This window comes from Streptomyces chryseus (genome assembly GCF_014650755.1).
In the GTDB taxonomy this organism is placed as follows: domain Bacteria; phylum Actinomycetota; class Actinomycetes; order Streptomycetales; family Streptomycetaceae; genus Streptomyces; species Streptomyces chryseus.
Map to the genome: position 1 here is coordinate 222,249 of NZ_BMVO01000005.1, position 16,472 is coordinate 238,720.

At 70.9% G+C, this 16,472-nt stretch carries 16 protein-coding genes; 13 read left to right on the forward strand and 3 right to left on the reverse strand.

Annotation, left to right across the window (positions count from 1 at the left end):
- Positions 1 to 184 precede the first annotated feature (184 nt).
- The 4 genes from gcl (at position 185) to IE185_RS11675 (ending at position 6,116) form a co-directional block, all read left to right on the forward strand.
- Positions 185 to 1,960, forward strand: a complete 1,776-nt coding sequence (gcl, locus tag IE185_RS11660) for a glyoxylate carboligase (RefSeq protein ID WP_189715107.1) — start codon at positions 185 to 187, stop codon at positions 1,958 to 1,960.
- Between the two features lie 196 nt (positions 1,961 to 2,156).
- A complete protein-coding gene (locus tag IE185_RS11665; protein WP_229843447.1) occupies positions 2,157 to 3,563 on the forward strand; it encodes a vanadium-dependent haloperoxidase in 1,407 nt (468 codons plus the stop codon).
- A 105-nt stretch (positions 3,564 to 3,668) separates the two neighbouring features.
- Entirely contained in the window at positions 3,669 to 4,880 is a 1,212-nt protein-coding gene (locus IE185_RS11670; RefSeq protein ID WP_229843448.1) for a cytochrome P450, read from the forward strand.
- A 123-nt stretch (positions 4,881 to 5,003) separates the two neighbouring features.
- Positions 5,004 to 6,116 (forward strand): type III polyketide synthase, encoded by a 1,113-nt coding sequence (locus IE185_RS11675; RefSeq protein ID WP_138897808.1) that lies wholly within the window; start codon positions 5,004 to 5,006, stop codon positions 6,114 to 6,116.
- A gap of 348 nt (positions 6,117 to 6,464) precedes the next feature.
- On the opposite strand, the gene IE185_RS11680 is transcribed toward IE185_RS11675, so the two are convergent.
- The 3 genes from IE185_RS11680 to IE185_RS11690 form a co-directional block, all read right to left on the reverse strand.
- Positions 6,465 to 7,922 carry a catalase gene (locus IE185_RS11680; RefSeq protein WP_138897809.1) on the reverse strand — a complete coding sequence of 486 codons (1,458 nt, stop codon included), beginning with the start codon at positions 7,920 to 7,922 and terminating at the stop codon, positions 6,465 to 6,467.
- A 193-nt stretch (positions 7,923 to 8,115) separates the two neighbouring features.
- Positions 8,116 to 9,021, reverse strand: a complete 906-nt coding sequence (locus IE185_RS11685; RefSeq protein WP_138897810.1) for a 2-hydroxy-3-oxopropionate reductase — start codon at positions 9,019 to 9,021, stop codon at positions 8,116 to 8,118.
- Positions 9,022 to 9,070: 49 nt separating this feature from the next.
- Complete coding sequence (locus IE185_RS11690; RefSeq protein WP_138897811.1) at positions 9,071 to 9,892, reverse strand: TIM barrel protein; 822 nt, start codon at positions 9,890 to 9,892, stop codon at positions 9,071 to 9,073.
- Between the two features lie 465 nt (positions 9,893 to 10,357).
- On the opposite strand from IE185_RS11690, the gene IE185_RS11695 reads away from it, so the two are divergent.
- From IE185_RS11695 to uraH, 9 genes are all read left to right on the forward strand, one after another.
- On the forward strand, positions 10,358 to 10,777 hold the full coding sequence (locus IE185_RS11695) for a hypothetical protein (protein WP_138898940.1): 420 nt from the start codon (positions 10,358 to 10,360) through the stop codon (positions 10,775 to 10,777).
- Between the two features lie 227 nt (positions 10,778 to 11,004).
- A complete protein-coding gene (locus IE185_RS11700) occupies positions 11,005 to 11,526 on the forward strand; it encodes a hypothetical protein (RefSeq protein ID WP_189715108.1) in 522 nt (173 codons plus the stop codon).
- A gap of 32 nt (positions 11,527 to 11,558) precedes the next feature.
- Positions 11,559 to 12,704, forward strand: coding sequence for a peptidoglycan-binding protein (locus IE185_RS11705; RefSeq protein WP_138898938.1), 1,146 nt, complete (start codon positions 11,559 to 11,561; stop codon positions 12,702 to 12,704).
- Positions 12,701 to 13,471, forward strand: coding sequence for an ABC transporter ATP-binding protein (locus IE185_RS11710; protein WP_189715110.1), 771 nt, complete (start codon positions 12,701 to 12,703; stop codon positions 13,469 to 13,471). Before IE185_RS11705 ends, IE185_RS11710 begins: the two co-directional genes overlap by 4 nt.
- On the forward strand, positions 13,468 to 14,700 hold the full coding sequence (locus IE185_RS11715) for an ABC transporter permease (protein ID WP_189715112.1): 1,233 nt from the start codon (positions 13,468 to 13,470) through the stop codon (positions 14,698 to 14,700). Before IE185_RS11710 ends, IE185_RS11715 begins: the two co-directional genes overlap by 4 nt.
- Positions 14,701 to 14,749: 49 nt before the next feature.
- The gene (locus IE185_RS11720) at positions 14,750 to 15,001 is read left to right on the forward strand and encodes a hypothetical protein (protein ID WP_069930333.1); all 252 of its coding nucleotides are present in this window, start codon (positions 14,750 to 14,752) and stop codon (positions 14,999 to 15,001) included.
- 62 nt (positions 15,002 to 15,063) lie between these two features.
- On the forward strand, positions 15,064 to 15,393 hold the full coding sequence (locus tag IE185_RS11725; protein WP_069930334.1) for a helix-turn-helix domain-containing protein: 330 nt from the start codon (positions 15,064 to 15,066) through the stop codon (positions 15,391 to 15,393).
- 166 nt (positions 15,394 to 15,559) lie between these two features.
- Positions 15,560 to 16,066, forward strand: a complete 507-nt coding sequence (gene uraD, locus IE185_RS11730; protein WP_138897090.1) for a 2-oxo-4-hydroxy-4-carboxy-5-ureidoimidazoline decarboxylase — start codon at positions 15,560 to 15,562, stop codon at positions 16,064 to 16,066.
- A gap of 6 nt (positions 16,067 to 16,072) precedes the next feature.
- Complete coding sequence (gene uraH, locus IE185_RS11735; RefSeq protein WP_138897089.1) at positions 16,073 to 16,465, forward strand: hydroxyisourate hydrolase; 393 nt, start codon at positions 16,073 to 16,075, stop codon at positions 16,463 to 16,465.
- Positions 16,466 to 16,472 lie beyond the last annotated feature (7 nt).

The window sequence follows — 16,472 nt, forward strand, 5'->3', positions numbered from 1 at the left end:
ATCGTCCACCAAGAGGGACCGGTTGGGGAGGGACTTCAACCAATGCCGCTCTTGACGCGCGACGGACCTCACCCTAGATTGCTTCCGTATAGCAGAATCATTATTCCGCATTATGGAAACTATGGAGTGGCGCTCACCGGCCCGCAGCGGTGGGCCACTCCGACTGGCCGAGCAGGAGTACGCGATGCCTCGAATGACCGCAGCCCGAGCCGCAGTTGAGATCCTCAAGCGCGAAGGCGTCACGAACGCGTTCGGTGTGCCGGGCGCGGCGATCAACCCGTTCTACAAGGCCCTCCAGGCGGGCGGTGGCATCGACCACACGCTCGCCCGCCACGTCGAGGGCGCGTCCCACATGGCCGAGGGCTACACCCGCACCAAGGCGGGCAACATCGGTGTCTGCATCGGTACGTCCGGCCCCGCCGGCACCGACATGATCACCGGCCTGTACTCCGCGATCGGTGACTCCATCCCGATCCTGTGCATCACCGGCCAGGCGCCGACCGCGGTGATCCACAAGGAGGACTTCCAGGCCGTCGACATCGCGTCGATCGCCAAGCCGGTCACCAAGTGGGCGACCACCGTCCTGGAGGCCGCGCAGGTCCCCGGCGTGTTCCAGCAGGCGTTCCACCTGATGCGCTCCGGCCGGCCGGGCCCGGTCCTCATCGACCTGCCGATCGACGTCCAGCTCACCGAGATCGAGTTCGACCCCGAGACCTACGAGCCGCTGCCGGTCTACAAGCCCGCGGCCACCCGCAAGCAGGTCGAGAAGGCCGTCCGGATGCTCGTCGCGTCCGAGCGCCCCCTCATCGTCGCGGGCGGCGGCATCATCAACGCCGACGCGTCCGAGCTGCTGGTCGAGTTCGCCGAGGTGACCGGCGTCCCGGTCGTCCCGACCCTGATGGGCTGGGGCATCCTCGCCGACGACCACGAGCTGAACGCCGGCATGGTCGGCCTCCAGACCTCGCACCGCTATGGCAACGCCACGTTCCTGGAGTCGGACTTCGTCCTCGGCATCGGCAACCGCTGGGCCAACCGCCACACCGGCGGCCTGGACGTCTACACCAAGGGCCGCACGTTCGTCCACGTCGACATCGAGCCCACCCAGCTCGGCAAGATCTTCGCCCCGGACTACGCGATCGCGTCCGACGCCAAGGCCGCGCTGGAGCTCTTCGTCGAGGTGGCCAAGGAGCTCAAGGCCGCCGGCGAGCTGCCGGACCGCTCCGCGTGGGCCGCCTCCGCGCAGGAGCGCAAGGCGACCCTCCAGCGGCGCACCCACTTCGACAACGTGCCGATGAAGCCGCAGCGCGTGTACGAGGAGATGAACCGCGCCTTCGGCCCCGAGACCCGGTACGTCACCACCATCGGCCTCTCGCAGATCGCCGGCGCGCAGATGCTGCACGTCTACCGGCCGCGCCACTGGATCAACTGCGGCCAGGCGGGCCCGCTCGGCTGGACGATCCCGGCCGCGCTCGGCGTCGCCACCGCCGACCCCGAGACCCCGGTCGTCGCGCTCTCCGGCGACTACGACTTCCAGTTCATGCTCGAAGAGCTGGCCGTCGGCGCGCAGCACAACATCCCGTACGTCCACGTCCTGGTGAACAACGCGTACCTCGGCCTGATCCGCCAGGCCCAGCGCAACCTCGACATCAACTTCCAGGTCAACCTGGAGTTCGAGAACATCAACTCCCCCGAGCTGGGCGTCTACGGCGTGGACCACGTCAAGGTCGCCGAGGGCCTCGGCTGCAAGGCCATCCGTGTCACCGAGCCGGACCAGCTGCTGCCGGCCTTCGAGGAGGCGAAGAAGCTCGCCGCCGAGTACCGGGTCCCGGTCGTCGTCGAGGCGATCCTGGAGCGCGTCACCAACATCTCCATGGGTGTCCAGATCGACGGCGTCAACGAGTGGGAAGAGCTGGCCACCGAGCCGGGCCACGCCCCCACGGCGATCCGTCCGCTCGTCTGACGGACCCCGCTCCCGCCCCGCCCCGCCCGTCCCGAGGCCCGGACTGCTTCCGCAGTCCGGGCCTCGGGCCGTCCGGCGTACCCCGTACACCCCATGGAGTCCTCCGGCTTGCGCGGTCCGGACACAGCGGCTGCTCTTGAACCGGCACCCGCATCCGGTGCCCGTCCGGCCCCACCGCTTCGAGGGAGTGCCACCAGTGCGCCTCAACCGTCCTGTGCCGTCCCGCTTGTCCCGTCCGGGGGCACGAGCCGCCGTCGGCATCCTCGCGACGCTCGCACTCGTCGCCGTACCCGCCGCGGCCGGACCCACCGCCGTCGCCGACGACCGCCGGGCGCCCGCCGCCGACGCCTCGGCGGTCCGCCACTGGAACGCCGTCGCCACGCAGACGATCAGCGCGAGCCTCGGCGCCATGCACCCCTCGGGACAGGTGGCGCTCTGGCACGGCCTCGTCTCCGCCGCCGTGCACAACGCCGTGGCCGGCATCGAGGGGCGGTACGCCCTCTACAAGTGGAAGGCCAGGGGCCCCGCCACCGCGTCGCCCGAGGCCGCCGCGGTGACCGCCGCGCACCGCACGCTGGTGGCCTGGTTCCCCGCGTCCCAGACCCGGCTCGACGCCGAGTACACCGCCTCCCTGGCCCGGATCCCCGACGGCGCGGCCGAGCGCCAGGGCATCGCCTACGGGGAGCGGGCCGCCGAACACATCGTCAGGCTCCGGGAAGGAGACGGCCGGTTCGAGCCGGTCGAGTACACCGCCGCGCCCGAGCCCGGCGTCTGGCGGCCGACGCCGCCCGCCCACCAGCCGTACCTCGACGTCTGGCTCGGCACCGTGCGCCCGCTGCTGCTCACGTCCCCGGACCAGGTCCGCCCCGGCCCGCCGCCGGCCCTGACCTCGGCCCGCTACGCCCGGGACGTCAACGAGGTGAAGACCATGGGCGTGAAGGGCGGTTCGGGCAGGACCGCGCACCAGACCGAGACCGCCCTCTTCTTCGGCGGCAACCTGCTGGTGCAGTTCCAGACGGCCTTCCGGGACCACGCCGCCCGGCACCGTCTCGGCATCGCCGACACGGCGCGGCTGTTCGCCGCGGTGAACACCTCGGCGGCCGACGCGGTGATCGCCTCCTGGGACTCCAAGCTCCACTACGGTTTCTGGCGGCCCATCAGCGCCGTCCAGCTGGCCGACACGGACGGCAACCCCGCCACCGATGCCGTCCCGGGGTGGCAGCCGCTGCTCGTGACGCCCCCGCACCCCGACTACGTCAGCGGCCACGCCGCGGTCGCCGCGGCCGTGCTGCGGACCGCCGCCGGTGTCCTCGGCACCGCGCGCCTCGACCTGTACGTCCGCTCCGAGGCCACCTCCACGACCCGGCACTACGCGCACGCCGACCGGTTCAACCAGGACATGGTCGACGCGCGGGTGTGGGGCGGCATCCACTTCCGCAGCGCGGACCTCGCAGGCTGCCACGCCGGCAACCGCATCGGGGACTGGGCGCTCGGCCACTACTTCCAGCCGCTGCGGACGTCCGGCCCGCCGATGTCCCGCCCGGCCCGCCCGGCACACACGCCGCCGCTGTCCCGGGCGGCGCTGCCGAAGTGCCCGCGCTGAAGTCCGAATTTCCCTCTAATCGGTTGAACAACCCGCTTGAGGACATGACCGTCCCCCCGATTGGGGAAGTGTGTCGGACATCGACCGCACACCGTCTGGAGCAACGTGGAGACCGAGAGCACCGGCACCGTATGGAGCTGCCCCTTCGACTACGCGGAGGCCCTCGAGTTCGACCCCCAGCTCCGGCGGATGCTGGAGGCCGACCCCGTGGCCCGTATCCGCATGCCGTACGGCGAAGGGGAGGCCTGGCTCGTCACACGCTACGAGGACGTGCGGACGGTGACCACCGACCGGCGGTTCAGCCGCAGCGCGGTCAAGGGCCGCGACTTCCCCCGGATGACGCCCGAGCCGATCGTGCAGTCGGAGTCGATCAACCTCATGGACCCGCCGGCCAGCAGCCGGCTGCGCAGCCTGGTCGCCAAGAGCTTCGCGCCGCGCCACGTCGAGCGGATGCGGCAGCGCACCCAGAGCGTCGTCGACCTGATGCTCGACCGGATGGCCGACCTCGGCTCGCCCGCCGACCTCGTCGAACACGTCGCGGCGCCGCTGCCGCTCATGACCATCTGCGAGGTCCTCGCCATCCCGGAGGACGACCGGCCCCGGCTGCGCGCGCACGCCCTCACCATGATGAACGTGAGCGCCGGCAACCGGGAGGCCGCCGTCCGCGCCAAGGCGGCCCTGCGCGGCTACTTCGCCGAGCTCAGCTCCGAGCGGCGCCGGTCGCCCGGCGACGACCTGATCAGTACGCTGGCCACCGCCCGCGAGGGCGCGGAGCTGCTCGACGACGACGAGCTCGCGGTCATGTCGATGGTGCTCCTCATCACGGGCCAGGACACCACGACGTACGAGATCGGGAACATCGCGTACACCCTGCTCACCCGCCCCGACGTGCTCGGCGCGCTGCGTGCGCGTCCCTCCGCGCTCCCGGCGGCGATCGAGGAGCTGCTGCGCTTCATCCCCTTCCGCAAGGGCGTCGGCATCCCGCGGATCGCCACCGAGGACGTGGAGCTGGGCGGGGTGCTGATCCGGGCCGGGGACGTCGTCCATGTCTCGTACCTCACCGCGAACCGGGACGAGCGGAAGTTCGACCGGCCCGACGAGCTGGACGTCAACCGGCCCACCGTGCCCCACATGACCTTCGGCTGGGGGGCGCACCACTGCCTCGGCGCGCCTCTCGCGGCGATGGAGCTCGAAGTCGTCTTCGCCACGCTCCTCGACCGCTTTCCCGGGTTGCGGCTCGCGGGCGAGCCGTCGGACGTGCGGTGGAACACGACATCCATCTGGCGCCACCCGCTCGGCCTGCCCGTCGCGTGGTGAGCACCGCCCGCGCGAGAACCGCCCGTGCGACGACCGCTTGTGTGACGACCGCCCGTGGTGACGACCGCCCGTGGTGACGAGAGCCCGGCCGTACCGCTGCCCGGCATGAGACAAGGAAGAACCATGGCCACACTGTGCCGACCGTCCGTCGCCGTACCCGACCACGTCATCAGCATGGAGCAGACGCTGGAACTGGCCCGCGAGACGCACGCGGACCATCCGCAGCGCGGCCTCGTCCTGCGCCTCATCGAGAACACGGGTGTCCGCACCCGCCACCTCGTCCAGCCGATCGAGGACACCCTGCGCCACCCCGGTTTCGAGGCCCGCAACCGGTTGTACGAGGCCGAGGCCAAGGAGCGCGTCCCCGGCGTCGTACGCCAGGCGCTCGCCCACGCCGAGGTGGAGCCCGGCGAGATCGACCTGATCGTCTACGTCTCCTGCACCGGCTTCATGATGCCGTCCCTGACGGCCTGGCTGATCAACTCCATGGGCTTCCGGCCGGAGACCAGACAGCTGCCCATCGCCCAGCTCGGCTGCGCCGCCGGTGGTGCGGCGATCAATCGGGCGCACGACTTCTGCACGGCGTATCCGAAGGCCAACGTGCTGATCGTGTCCTGCGAGTTCTGCTCGCTGTGCTACCAGCCGACCGACCTGGGAGTGGGCTCGCTGCTCTCCAACGGGCTGTTCGGCGACGCGATCTCGGCGGCCGTCGTCCGCGGCGAGGGCGGCGTCGGCATGCGCATCGAGCGCAACGGCTCGCACCTCGTGCCCAACACGGAGGACTGGATCTCCTACGCCGTACGGGACACCGGGTTCCACTTCATGCTCGACAAGCGGGTGCCCGGCACCATGGAGATGCTCGCCCCGGCGCTCAAGTCACTGGTCGCCCAGCACAGCTGGGAGGTCGCGCGGATGGACTTCTTCATCGTTCACGCGGGCGGCCCGCGCATCCTCGACGACCTGTGCTTCTACCTCGACCTGCCGCCGGAGATGTTCCGGTTCAGCCGGGCCACGCTCACCGAGCGCGGGAACATCGCCAGTTCGGTGGTCTTCGACGCCCTGGCGCGGCTGTTCGACGAGGGAACCGTGAAGCACGGGGCCGGCGGTCTCGTCGCCGGGTTCGGCCCCGGCATCACGGCCGAGACCGCCATCGGCCGGTGGGTGGGCGCGTCCCCGGCCGGTGTCCACGCGGTCGCCGCGCCCGTGGCCGAGGCGGCGGCGGTGCCGGTCGGCTGACCGGCCGGGAAACCTGAAGGGCGCGGGGTGCGTACGGGACCGTCCGTACGCACCCCGCGCCCTGGCAGGGAAGCTGATGCCGCCCGGCGGAACGAGGCTGGCGCGACAGGACGTTCGCACCGCCGGGCGGAGTTCGGGGGAAGGGGTTCCGCGGCGGTGGGCGATGAGCTTTCGGGCGTCCTCCCCTCAGGTCGAGGAGGGCGTTCCTTGAGCCTTGACCACCGCACTGGCTCGCTCGCCGCCGCGGCACCTTCCGTCCGTATCGCCGGCCACCCCTCATCCGGGCCGGTGGTACGGACTGCGCGGTCGGCCTGACCTCCCGTCGGGCCCGCCGCGCGGTCTGGGTGACTAGTCCTCGCGCAGGGCGCGGACCGCTTCCTCGACGCGCTTGCCGTAGTCCGCGTCCGCGGCGTGGAAGTGGGCGAGGTTCTTCTCGATCACGTCGTCGCGGGTGACCTGCGACAGGCCGCCGGCGATGTTCGCGACCAGACGGGACTTCTCCTCGGCCGACATCAGGCGGTAGAGCTCACCGGCCTGGAAGAAGTCGTCGTCCTTGACGTGGACGGCGGCCGCGTGCGTTCCGGTCCAGCCGGCCAGCGCCAGCGGGGCGGAGAGCGCCGCGTCGGTCTGCGCGGGACCGTCGTACGAGTTGGGCTCGTAGTTCTTGTCGTGGCGCGAGCCGTAGCGGGTCGCCATGGCGCCGTCCCGGCCGTAGTTGTCGGCCGAGGTCGCCTTCGGGGCGTTCACCGGCAGCTGGGTGTGGTTGACACCGAGGCGGTAGCGGTGGGCGTCCGCGTAGGCGAAGAGGCGGCCCTGGAGCATCTTGTCGGGCGAGGGGCCGATGCCCGGAACGAAGTTGTTCGGGGAGAACGCGGCCTGCTCGACCTCGGCGAAGACGTTGTCCGGGTTCCGGTCGAGGACCAGCCGGCCGACCCGCTGGAGCGGGTAGTCCGCGTGCGGCCACACCTTGGTGAGGTCGAACGGGTTGAAGCGGTAGTCCGGGGCCTCGGCCGCCGGCATGATCTGGACGTACAGCGTCCAGGACGGGTTGACGCCGCGCTCGATGGCCTGGAGCAGGTCCGTCTGGTGCGAGTTGGCGTCCTTGCCGACGAGCTCGGCGGCCTGCTCGGACGACAGCGAGCGGATGCCCTGGTTCGTCTTGAAGTGGTACTTGACGAAGAAGGCCTCGCCCGCGGCGTTCGTCCACTGGTAGGTGTGCGAGCCGTAGCCGTTCATGTGGCGGTACGACGCGGGGATGCCGCGGTCGCCCATCAGCCAGGTGATCTGGTGCGTCGCCTCGGGGGCGTGCGCCCAGAAGTCCCAGACGTTGTCCGGCTCCTGCTTGCCCGTGAAGGGGTCGCGCTTCTGGGAGTGGATGAAGTCGGGGAACTTGATCGGGTCCTTGATGAAGAACACCGGGGTGTTGTTGCCGACGAGGTCGTAGTTGCCCTCTTCGGTGTAGAACTTCAGCGCGAAACCGCGCGGGTCGCGGACCGCGTCCGCGCCGCCGAGGTTGTCCGCGACGGTGGAGAAGCGGATGAACGTCTCGGTGCGCTTGCCCACCTCGCCGAGGAAGTTCGCGCGGGTGAAGCCGGTGACGTCGTCCGTCACCTCGAAGTAGCCGTACGCGCCCGAGCCGCGGGCGTGGACGACGCGCTCCGGGATGCGCTCACGGTTGAACCGGGCCAGCTTCTCCAGCAGGTGCTGGTCCTGGAGGAGGAGCGGGCCGCCGACACCGGCGGAGGCGGAATTCTGGTTGTCGGCGACCGGGGCGCCTGACTCGGTCGTGAGCACACGCTTCGACATGGGGACCTTCCTGCGGAAATCTGCTGGCGGCGTGAGGAGCGTAAGTACGCACCGAGCGTGACGTCAACAGTTTGTTGAAGTTGAAGAGAGGGATCGGCGCGGACTGAACCGAAAAAAATGGAATCCGGGCGACGGCGGCGCCTGGGCGCGACAGGACAGGTGTCAGCGACGCCGCCGCCCGGAAGTCGGGGGGTCAGCTCTGGACGGGCTGACCGGACAGGCGCTCGACGGCGCGCAGCAGGGCGGAGTGGTCCAGGCCACCGTCACCCTGGGCGCGCAGCGAGGCGACCAGCTGGGCCACGACCGCGCCGACCGGGAGCGCCGCACCGACATTGCGGGCGGCGTCGGTGACGATGCCCATGTCCTTGTGGTGCAGGTCGATCCGGAAGCCGGGGGCGAAGTCCCGGTTGAGGAAGTTGTCCTTCTTGCGGGTCAGGACGGTCGAGCCGGCCAGTCCGCCGTTGAGGACATCGAGGGCGGCGGCGAGGTCCACGCCGGACTTCTCCAGGAAGACCACGGCCTCGGCGCACGCCTGGATGTTGACCGCGACGATCAGCTGGTTGGCCGCCTTCACCGTCTGGCCGGAGCCGTGCGGGCCGCACAGGACGATGGTCTTGCCCAGTGCTTCGAGCACCGGCTTGGCGGACTCGAAGTCCTCCTGCGAACCGCCGACCATGATGGACAGTACGGCCTCGATCGCGCCGGCCTCGCCGCCGGACACCGGGGCGTCCAGGACGCGCAGGCCCTTCTCGGCACCGGCCTTGCCCAGGTCGACGGAGGTCTGCGGCGTGATGGAGGACATGTCGATCAGGAGGGCGCCCTTCTTGGCGTTCTCCAGGATGCCGTCCGGACCGTACGCGATCGCCTCGACCTGCGGGGAGGCGGGCACCATCGTGATGATGACGTCGGCGTCCTTGACGGCCTCGGCGATCGAGGACGCGCCCTTGCCGCCGGCGGCGACGAGGCGGTCGATCTTCGGCTGCTCAAGGGTGTAGCCGGTGACGTCGTAACCCGCCTTCAGCAGGTTCTCGGACATGGGGGAGCCCATGATGCCGAGGCCGATGAAGCCGATGGACGGGAGGGAGGTGGGGTTGCTCATGATGGGTGCCTCTTTCAACACACGCGTTTCAACACACGCGCAGACGGGGTCAGTTCGAGAGCCAGCCGAAGGCTTCGGCGCTCGGGCGGTCGCCGGGCTTGTACTCCAGGCCCACCCAGCCGTCGTAACCGGCGTTCTTGAGCAGGTCGAGCAGCTCTTCCAGCGGCAGGTCGCCCGTACCGGGGGCGCCGCGGCCGGGGTTGTCGGCGATCTGCACGTGGCCGGTCTTGGCGGCGTACTCCGCGATCACGTCGGGGAGGTTCTCGCCGTTCATCGACAGGTGGTAGATGTCGAGGAGGAACTTGGCGTTGCCGAGTCCGGTGGCCTCGTTGACCTTGTCGACGATCTCGATGCCGGCCGGCGCGCTCACCAGAGGGTAGAGCGGCGACTCCGGCTTGTTGAGGGTCTCGATCAGAAGGATCGCGCCCACGCGGTCGGCGGCGCGGGCGGCCACCACCAGGTTCTCCAGGGCGAGCTCGTCCTGGAGGGCCGGGGCGACGCCGTCCACGCGGTTGCCGTAGAGCGCGTTGAGCGCCTTGCAGCCGACCGAGGCGGCGAAGTCCGCCGCGACGTCGATGTTGGCGCGGAAGCGGTCCGACTCCTCGCCGGGCACGGAGAGGGCGCCGCGGTCCGGGCCGGGAAGCTGTCCGGCGTAGAAGTTCAGGCCGACCAGCTGGGTGCCGGCCTCGTCGAGCGCCTTCTTGAGCGCGTCGAGCTCGGCCTGGTCGGGGGTGGGGGTCTCGATCCAGGGCCACCACAGCTCGACCGCCTTGAAGCCTGCCGCGGCGGCGGCCGCCGGGCGCTCGAGGAGCGGGAGTTCCGTGAAGAGGATCGAGAGGTTCACATCGAAGCGCTGGTCCGTGTAGCCCATGAGGGTTTCGGCGCTCCTTCCGTATCGCGGAAGTTGTTTTCTGCCTGATGGAATGTTGCACGGTGGCCCGGAGGCCTGTCAAGAGGGCGCGGCCAGGTCGGGCCGCTCGGCGGTGCGCACGGTGCCGCCGGGGCGGGGGTGCGCGGGGGTGGTGGCCGAGACGTGACGGGCGTCCTTCCGTCACGGCCGGCCTTTATATGGCTGGTATCCGGTCACGGCTCACAGGAATCCCATAGGGAACGCATAGTTCAATTTCCGGGCCCGGTTGTTCCACCGGCGCGAAGGGCATTTCGCGGCCATCCTCCGTTTCGTGGCCTGGACCTTTGCGGAATGACTCATTCGCGATGTGGGGGCCTTCATGAGAAGGAAATGAGAATTGACATGCCCGCAGCGCCCCGAGCAGAATCGCGTCGCTCGCTCACCGAGTGGGCAATGGTTCGACAAGACGCGTTGAATGGGGAAAAGATGACGATCCGCAAAAACCTGGGTCTCGTCGGGGCCGGCGCCATGCTGATGCTGGGTGCCGGGGTGGGCATCGCGCCCGCCGCAAGCGCGGCTTCACCGGGGGACGGCCAGGCGGTTTCCACCTCGCAGTCGTCGAAGGGGCAGGTCAAGTCCGGCGTGGGCACGAAGTCCCTCAGCAAGGCGGGCGGCGCCGCGGCGGCGTCCGAGGGCGACGTGAGCATCAACGCCAACTGCTGGAACGGCAGCAGGTCCGGCAGAAACTTCTACATGACCTGTTCCGGCAACGGCTACCGGGTCTACGTGGACTGCTCGAACGGCTACCGGTACACCTTCGGGACGTACTACTACGGCACCTGGAACCACACGCTGACCTGCCCCTCGGGCACCAACGCCGTCTGGGGCGGCTCGATCGGCGGCTGACCTCCGCCACCGGCGCCGCTCCTGAGCGGCCCGGCTGAAGAGGGCCGGATCCCGGACTGTTCCGACAGTCCGGGATTCGGCCCTCTTGCGTGCGATCCGCTCGACCGTCGGGGAATGATCTGTTCCCGTTGTTCTCAGGTGAATCTCATAATTCTCTCAGCGATCTCTCCGGGCCGGCTTGCTATTCATGACGCACACCAGAATTCGACGAGGAGATCACGTTGAAGATGCAACCTTTAGGCCGGCTGGGCGTTTCTTCTCTCGCGGCACTGCTGCCGTTCGCCCTGCTGACCGGATGCGGTTCCGGCGAGAAAAGCGATGTGCCCTCCGCCGGCGGGAAGAAGCCGTCGGCCGGCAGTACGGCCGAAAAGCCCGGCGCCGGTGACCCGGATGCCGGCGTGCTCAAGTTCGTGCGCTGTCTGCGCGAGAACGACATCGAGGTCGACGATCCGGAGACCAACGGCAACGTCTCCATCCAGGTCACGGACACCCAGGACCAGGCCAAGATCAGCAAGGCCCAGAACGCCTGCAAGCAGTACATGGACGCGGGCGGCAGCGGCGGCGGCGGGGCGGCCGGCGGCGGCAAGGAGACCGAGGAGCAGAAAGTGTGGCGGCTCAAGGTCGAACGCTGCCTGCGCGACAAGGGTTTCAAGATCGGGAACGTCGCGGAGGACGAGCGGGCGGCCCACGAGAAGGCGTCGAAGGAGTGCTACAAGGAAGCCGGCCCGGTGCCGGGTGCGGGACAGTGACCGAGAGCCGGCCGACGACCGGGACCCCGGCCGTGAACGAACCCGAGGACCTCCCGCCGCGCCCCCGCCGCGCCCGCAGGCTCCTGGTCTCGTGCGTGGTCGTGCTGACGGCCGGCGCGGCGGCGGTCGTCGTGGTCCGCGACCGCGCCGACGGCGCGCCCCCGCCGAAGCTCCCGCCGTCCGCGGCCACCGCGCCGGTGACCCGCGGCGACCTGACGGCGAAGGAGACCCTGGACGGGACGCTGGAGTACGCCGACGACGTGTACCTGCCCAACCGCCTGACCGGCACCGTGACCTGGACGGCCCGCCCCGGGGCGACGGTCTCCCGGGGCGGCGTCCTCTACCGCCTCGACGAGAAGCCCGTCCTGCTGCTGTACGGAGGGATCCCCGCCTACCGCGCCTTCGCACCCGGGATGTCCGACGGAGGCGACGTACGCCAGCTGGAGAAGAACCTCGTCGCCCTCGGCTACACCGGCTTCACCGTCGACGAGACCTACACGGCGTACACGGCCTACGCGGTGAAACGCTGGCAGCGGGACCTCGGACTGCCGCGCACGGGACAGCTGGAACTCGGCCGCGTCCTGTTCGCCCCGCAGGCCGTACGGGCCGGGGAGGCCGACCGCAAGCCCGGTGACGAGGCCCAGGCCGGCAGCCCCGTCCTGGCCACGACCAGAGCCGAACGCACCGTGACGGTGAAGGCCACCATGTCCCAGCAGCGCCTGCTGCCGGTGGGCAAGAAGGTGGCCGTCACCGTCCCCGGACGCGACGAACCGGTCGCCGGCAAGGTCACCTCGGTCGGCACCGTCGTCGGCGGTGGCGGCGACAAGGGGGACGAAGACGGCGGCGACGGAGGAGGCGGTGGGCAGAACCCCGATGGCGGCGACCGCACCGTCACCGTGCGGATCGCGCTCGCCGACCAGAAGGCCGCCGGACCGCTGACGTACGCACCGGTCCGCGTCGAGGCCGAGAACGCACGGCACCGCGACGTCCTGTCCGTGCCCGTCGCCGCGCTGCTCGCGCTGCGCGAGGGCGGATACGGCGTCCAGGTCGTCGGGGACGGCCCCGGCGACCCCGACCGCATCGTCCCGGTCACCACGGGACTGTTCAGCGCGGGACGCGTCGAGGTGTCGGGCGCCGGCATCACCGAAGGCCTCAAGGTCGGGACCCCCGCGCTGTGAGCGCCGTCAGCCAGGCCCCGGACGCGCCCGCCGCCGAGGCGGGGCCGCCGGACGCCGGGCCCGTCGTCGAGCTCACCGACGTGACCCGCAGCTACCCCGGCGCCCCGCCCGTGCACGCCGTACGCGCTCTCTCCCTGCGGGTCCTGCCCGGCGAACTCCTCGCCGTGGTCGGGCCCTCCGGGTCGGGCAAATCCACCCTGCTCAACCTCATCGGCACCCTCGACCGCCCGACCGGCGGCCGGGTGCGGATCGCCGGCTACCCCGTGGAGCGGTTGTCCGACCGCCAGTTGTCGGCGCTGCGGGCGGAGCACATCGGCTTCGTCTTCCAGCAGTTCTTCCTCACCCAGGGAGTGAGCGCGCTCGACAACGTGGCCGAAGGGCTGCTGTACGCCGGACTGTCCCGGCGGGCCAGGACGGCGGCCGCCGCCGAGAGCCTGCGCCGGGTCGGCCTCGGCCACCGGCTGCGGCACCGCCCGCACGAGCTGTCCGGCGGCGAGCGCCAGCGCGTCGCCCTGGCCCGAGCGGTGGCCGGGCGGCCCTCGCTGCTGCTCGCCGACGAACCCACGGGATCGCTCGACACCGCGTCCGGGGCGCGCGTCGTCGAGCTGCTGCGGGAGCTCAACGCCGACGGCACCACCGTCGTCGTCATCACCCACGACACGGAGCTCGCCGCCCGGCTGCCGCGCCGGGTGGTCATGCGCGACGGACGGCTGGTCGAGGACCGCCGCGGCGCGGCCCCCCGTACCCCCCAGGAGGCCACCCGATGACCCCGCCCGGCTCCGCGACCCGCCCCCCGTCCCGTCCGCCGCTGCGCCCCGCCCGCCTGGGCCCGCTCGACGTGCTGCGGCTGAGCCTGTCCGGGCTGCGCGCGAAACCCCTGCGCGCGGTCCTGTCCGCGGCGGGCATCTCCATCGGCATCGCCGCCATGGTGGCCGTGGTCGGGATCTCGACCTCCAGCCGCGCCGACCTGCGGGCCACCCTCGACACGCTGGGCACCAACCTGCTGCACGCCGAGGCGGGGGAGTCCCTGACCGGCGGGGAGGCGAAGTTCCCGCCCGGGGTGAGCGCGATGGTGCGGCGCGTACCGCCGGTCGACGAGGTGAGCGCCGTCGCCAGGATCGACGCCGAGGTGTACCGCTCCGACCTGATCCCCCGGGAGGAGACCAACGCCCTGGAGGTCTTCGCGGCCCATCCCGACCTGCTGGCCACCCTCGGCGTGCGGACCTCCAGCGGCACCTGGCTGAACCGGGCCACCGCCGAGTACCCGGCCGTCGTCCTCGGCTCCGCCACGGCCCGCAGGCTGGGCGTCGTACGCGCCCACCCCGACGTCCAGATCGAGATCGGCGGCCACCGGTTCACGGTGATCGGGATCATCGAGCCGGCCGTTCTGGCGCCCGAGCTCAACAGCGCGGCCGTGATCGGCTTCGGCGCCGCCGAGCGGACCCTGGGGTTCGACGGCCACCCCACCGCCGTGTACGTGCGGGCCGACGAGAACGCCGTGACCGACGTGCGCGACGTCCTCGCCCGTACGGTCAATCCCGAGCAGCCCGACGCGGTGCGGGTCGCCCGGCCCTCCGACGCGCTCGCGGCGAAGCTCGCCGCTGACGAGGCGTTCACCGGGCTGCTGCTGGGCATCGGGGCGGTCGCGCTGCTGGTCGGCGGCATCGGGGTGGCCAACACCATGGTCATCGCGGTGCTGGAGCGGCGCGGCGAGATCGGTCTGCGCCGGGCCCTGGGCGCCACCCGCGGCCAGGTCCGCAACCAGTTCTTCACCGAGTCCCTGGTGCTCTCCGGGCTCGGCGGCGCCGGGGGCGCGGCCCTCGGGCTGCTGATCACCGCGACGTACGCCGGACACCGCGGCTGGCCGGTCGCGCTGCCCGCGAGCGCGGTGCTGGCGGGAGCGGCGGGCACCCTGGTCATCGGGGCCGTCGCCGGGCTGTACCCGGCGATGCGGGCCGCGCGCATCTCGCCGACCACCGCGCTGGCGACCGGCTGACGCCACGGCCTGACGGCGCCGCGTCCGCCGCCAGTACCGTGGGGGCATGGTGCGATTGAGAGTGGAGTTCACGACCGAGCCCTTCGACCTCGACGAGGCGCCGGCGCACGCGCTGGCCGCCCGCGAGGTCATCCAGGTGGCCGAGCTGGACGCTGTGGACGTAGGCCCGTTCGGGAACACCGCCGAGGGGGGCGCGGACGCGGTGCTGACGGCGGTCGACGCGCTGCTGCGCAGGTCCCTGGACGCGGGGGCCACCCGGGTCTCGTTGCAGGTCAACGTGATCGGGGAGGGCGAGAAGTGACGGAACTCAGCGGGCCCGAGGACCACCCCCTCGTCACCGCGGTCAAGCCGCTGGTCGACGCCATGGGCGGCGAGATGATGGTGCCGGAGCAGGCGCGGGGCGACGACGTGGTGCTCGCCTGGGAGGGCCGGGACGTGGTCGCCGTACGGCTGCCCCAGCTGTCGGACTCCCTCGACCACATCCTGGCGGCCCTGGAGCGGCGCCACGGCATGCCGCTGGCGGAGCTCGACCGCAAGGAGAAGCAGTCGGTCGTACGGGTCCTGGAGGCGCGCGGGGCCTTCTCCGTGCGGCACGGGGTGGAGACGGTGGCGAGCGCCCTGGGGGTCAGCCGCTTCACCGTCTACAACTACTTGAACAGGGAGAACGCCGCCAACGCGGCCAAGAGCGACTAGCCGGCTGTCCAGTAAGTGGGCATATTTGATCGATCATTCGCAGAGGCCGCCGTCCGGACAACGGGTCGGCGGCTTTTGCGTTCGCGATATTTCAACAAAGTGTTGACGAGCTGTTCTTGAGGGCGTTAGCTATGCGCAGCCCGTCCAGCACGCCACGGAGGCTCCCGTGACTTCAGGTTCGACACCGGGCCTCGCCCGGTTCAACACCTCGGCGGACAGCGAGGCCACGGCCACGCTCCACGAGGTGTGCGCCAGCTCGGCGTGGGGGAGCGAACTGCTCGCCCAGCGCCCGTACGCCACCGCCGAAGCCCTCTTCCTCGCCAGTGACGCCGCCATGGCGGAACTGACCGCCGAGGACCTGGCCGAAGCGATGGCGGGCCACCCGCCGATCGGCCGGCCGAAGCCCGGTGACCCGACCTCCTCCCGCGAACAGCGGGGGATGGCCGGAGCGTCCGAGGAACTGAAAGCCGAGATGCTCGAACTGAACCTGGCCTACCAGGAGAAGTTCGGACATGTCTTTCTGATCTGCGCCACCGGTGCGACCGGTGAGCAGATGCGCGACGCGATGCGGGACCGGATCGGCAACACGGCCGAGGCGGAGCGCGAGATCGTGCGCACCGAACTCGGGAAGATCAACCGGATCCGGCTGACCCGTCTCGTAGAAGAGGACTGAGGACTCATGAGCACCGCGACCACCGCTTCGGTGTCCACGCACATCCTGGACACCAGCATCGGACGCCCCGCCGAGGGCGTCGCCGTCTCGCTCACCGCCCGCAGCGGCGGTGACGCCGAGTGGGTGGCGCTCGGCGGCTCCGCGACCGACGCGGACGGGCGCTGCAAGGACCTGCCGGCCCTGCCGGAAGGCACGACCCACGTACGTCTCGACTTCGAGACCGAGGCGTACTTCGTTTCCAAGAAGCAAGCCGAGGCACAGCAGGACGCCCCCCGCGTAAGGGACAGCGGCGCGTTCTTCCCGGAGGTGGCGATCACGTTCGCCGTCGTGCCGGGCGAACACTTCCACGTACCGCTGCTGCTCAACCCGTTCGGCTACTCCGTATACCGAGGGAGCTAGCACCGAC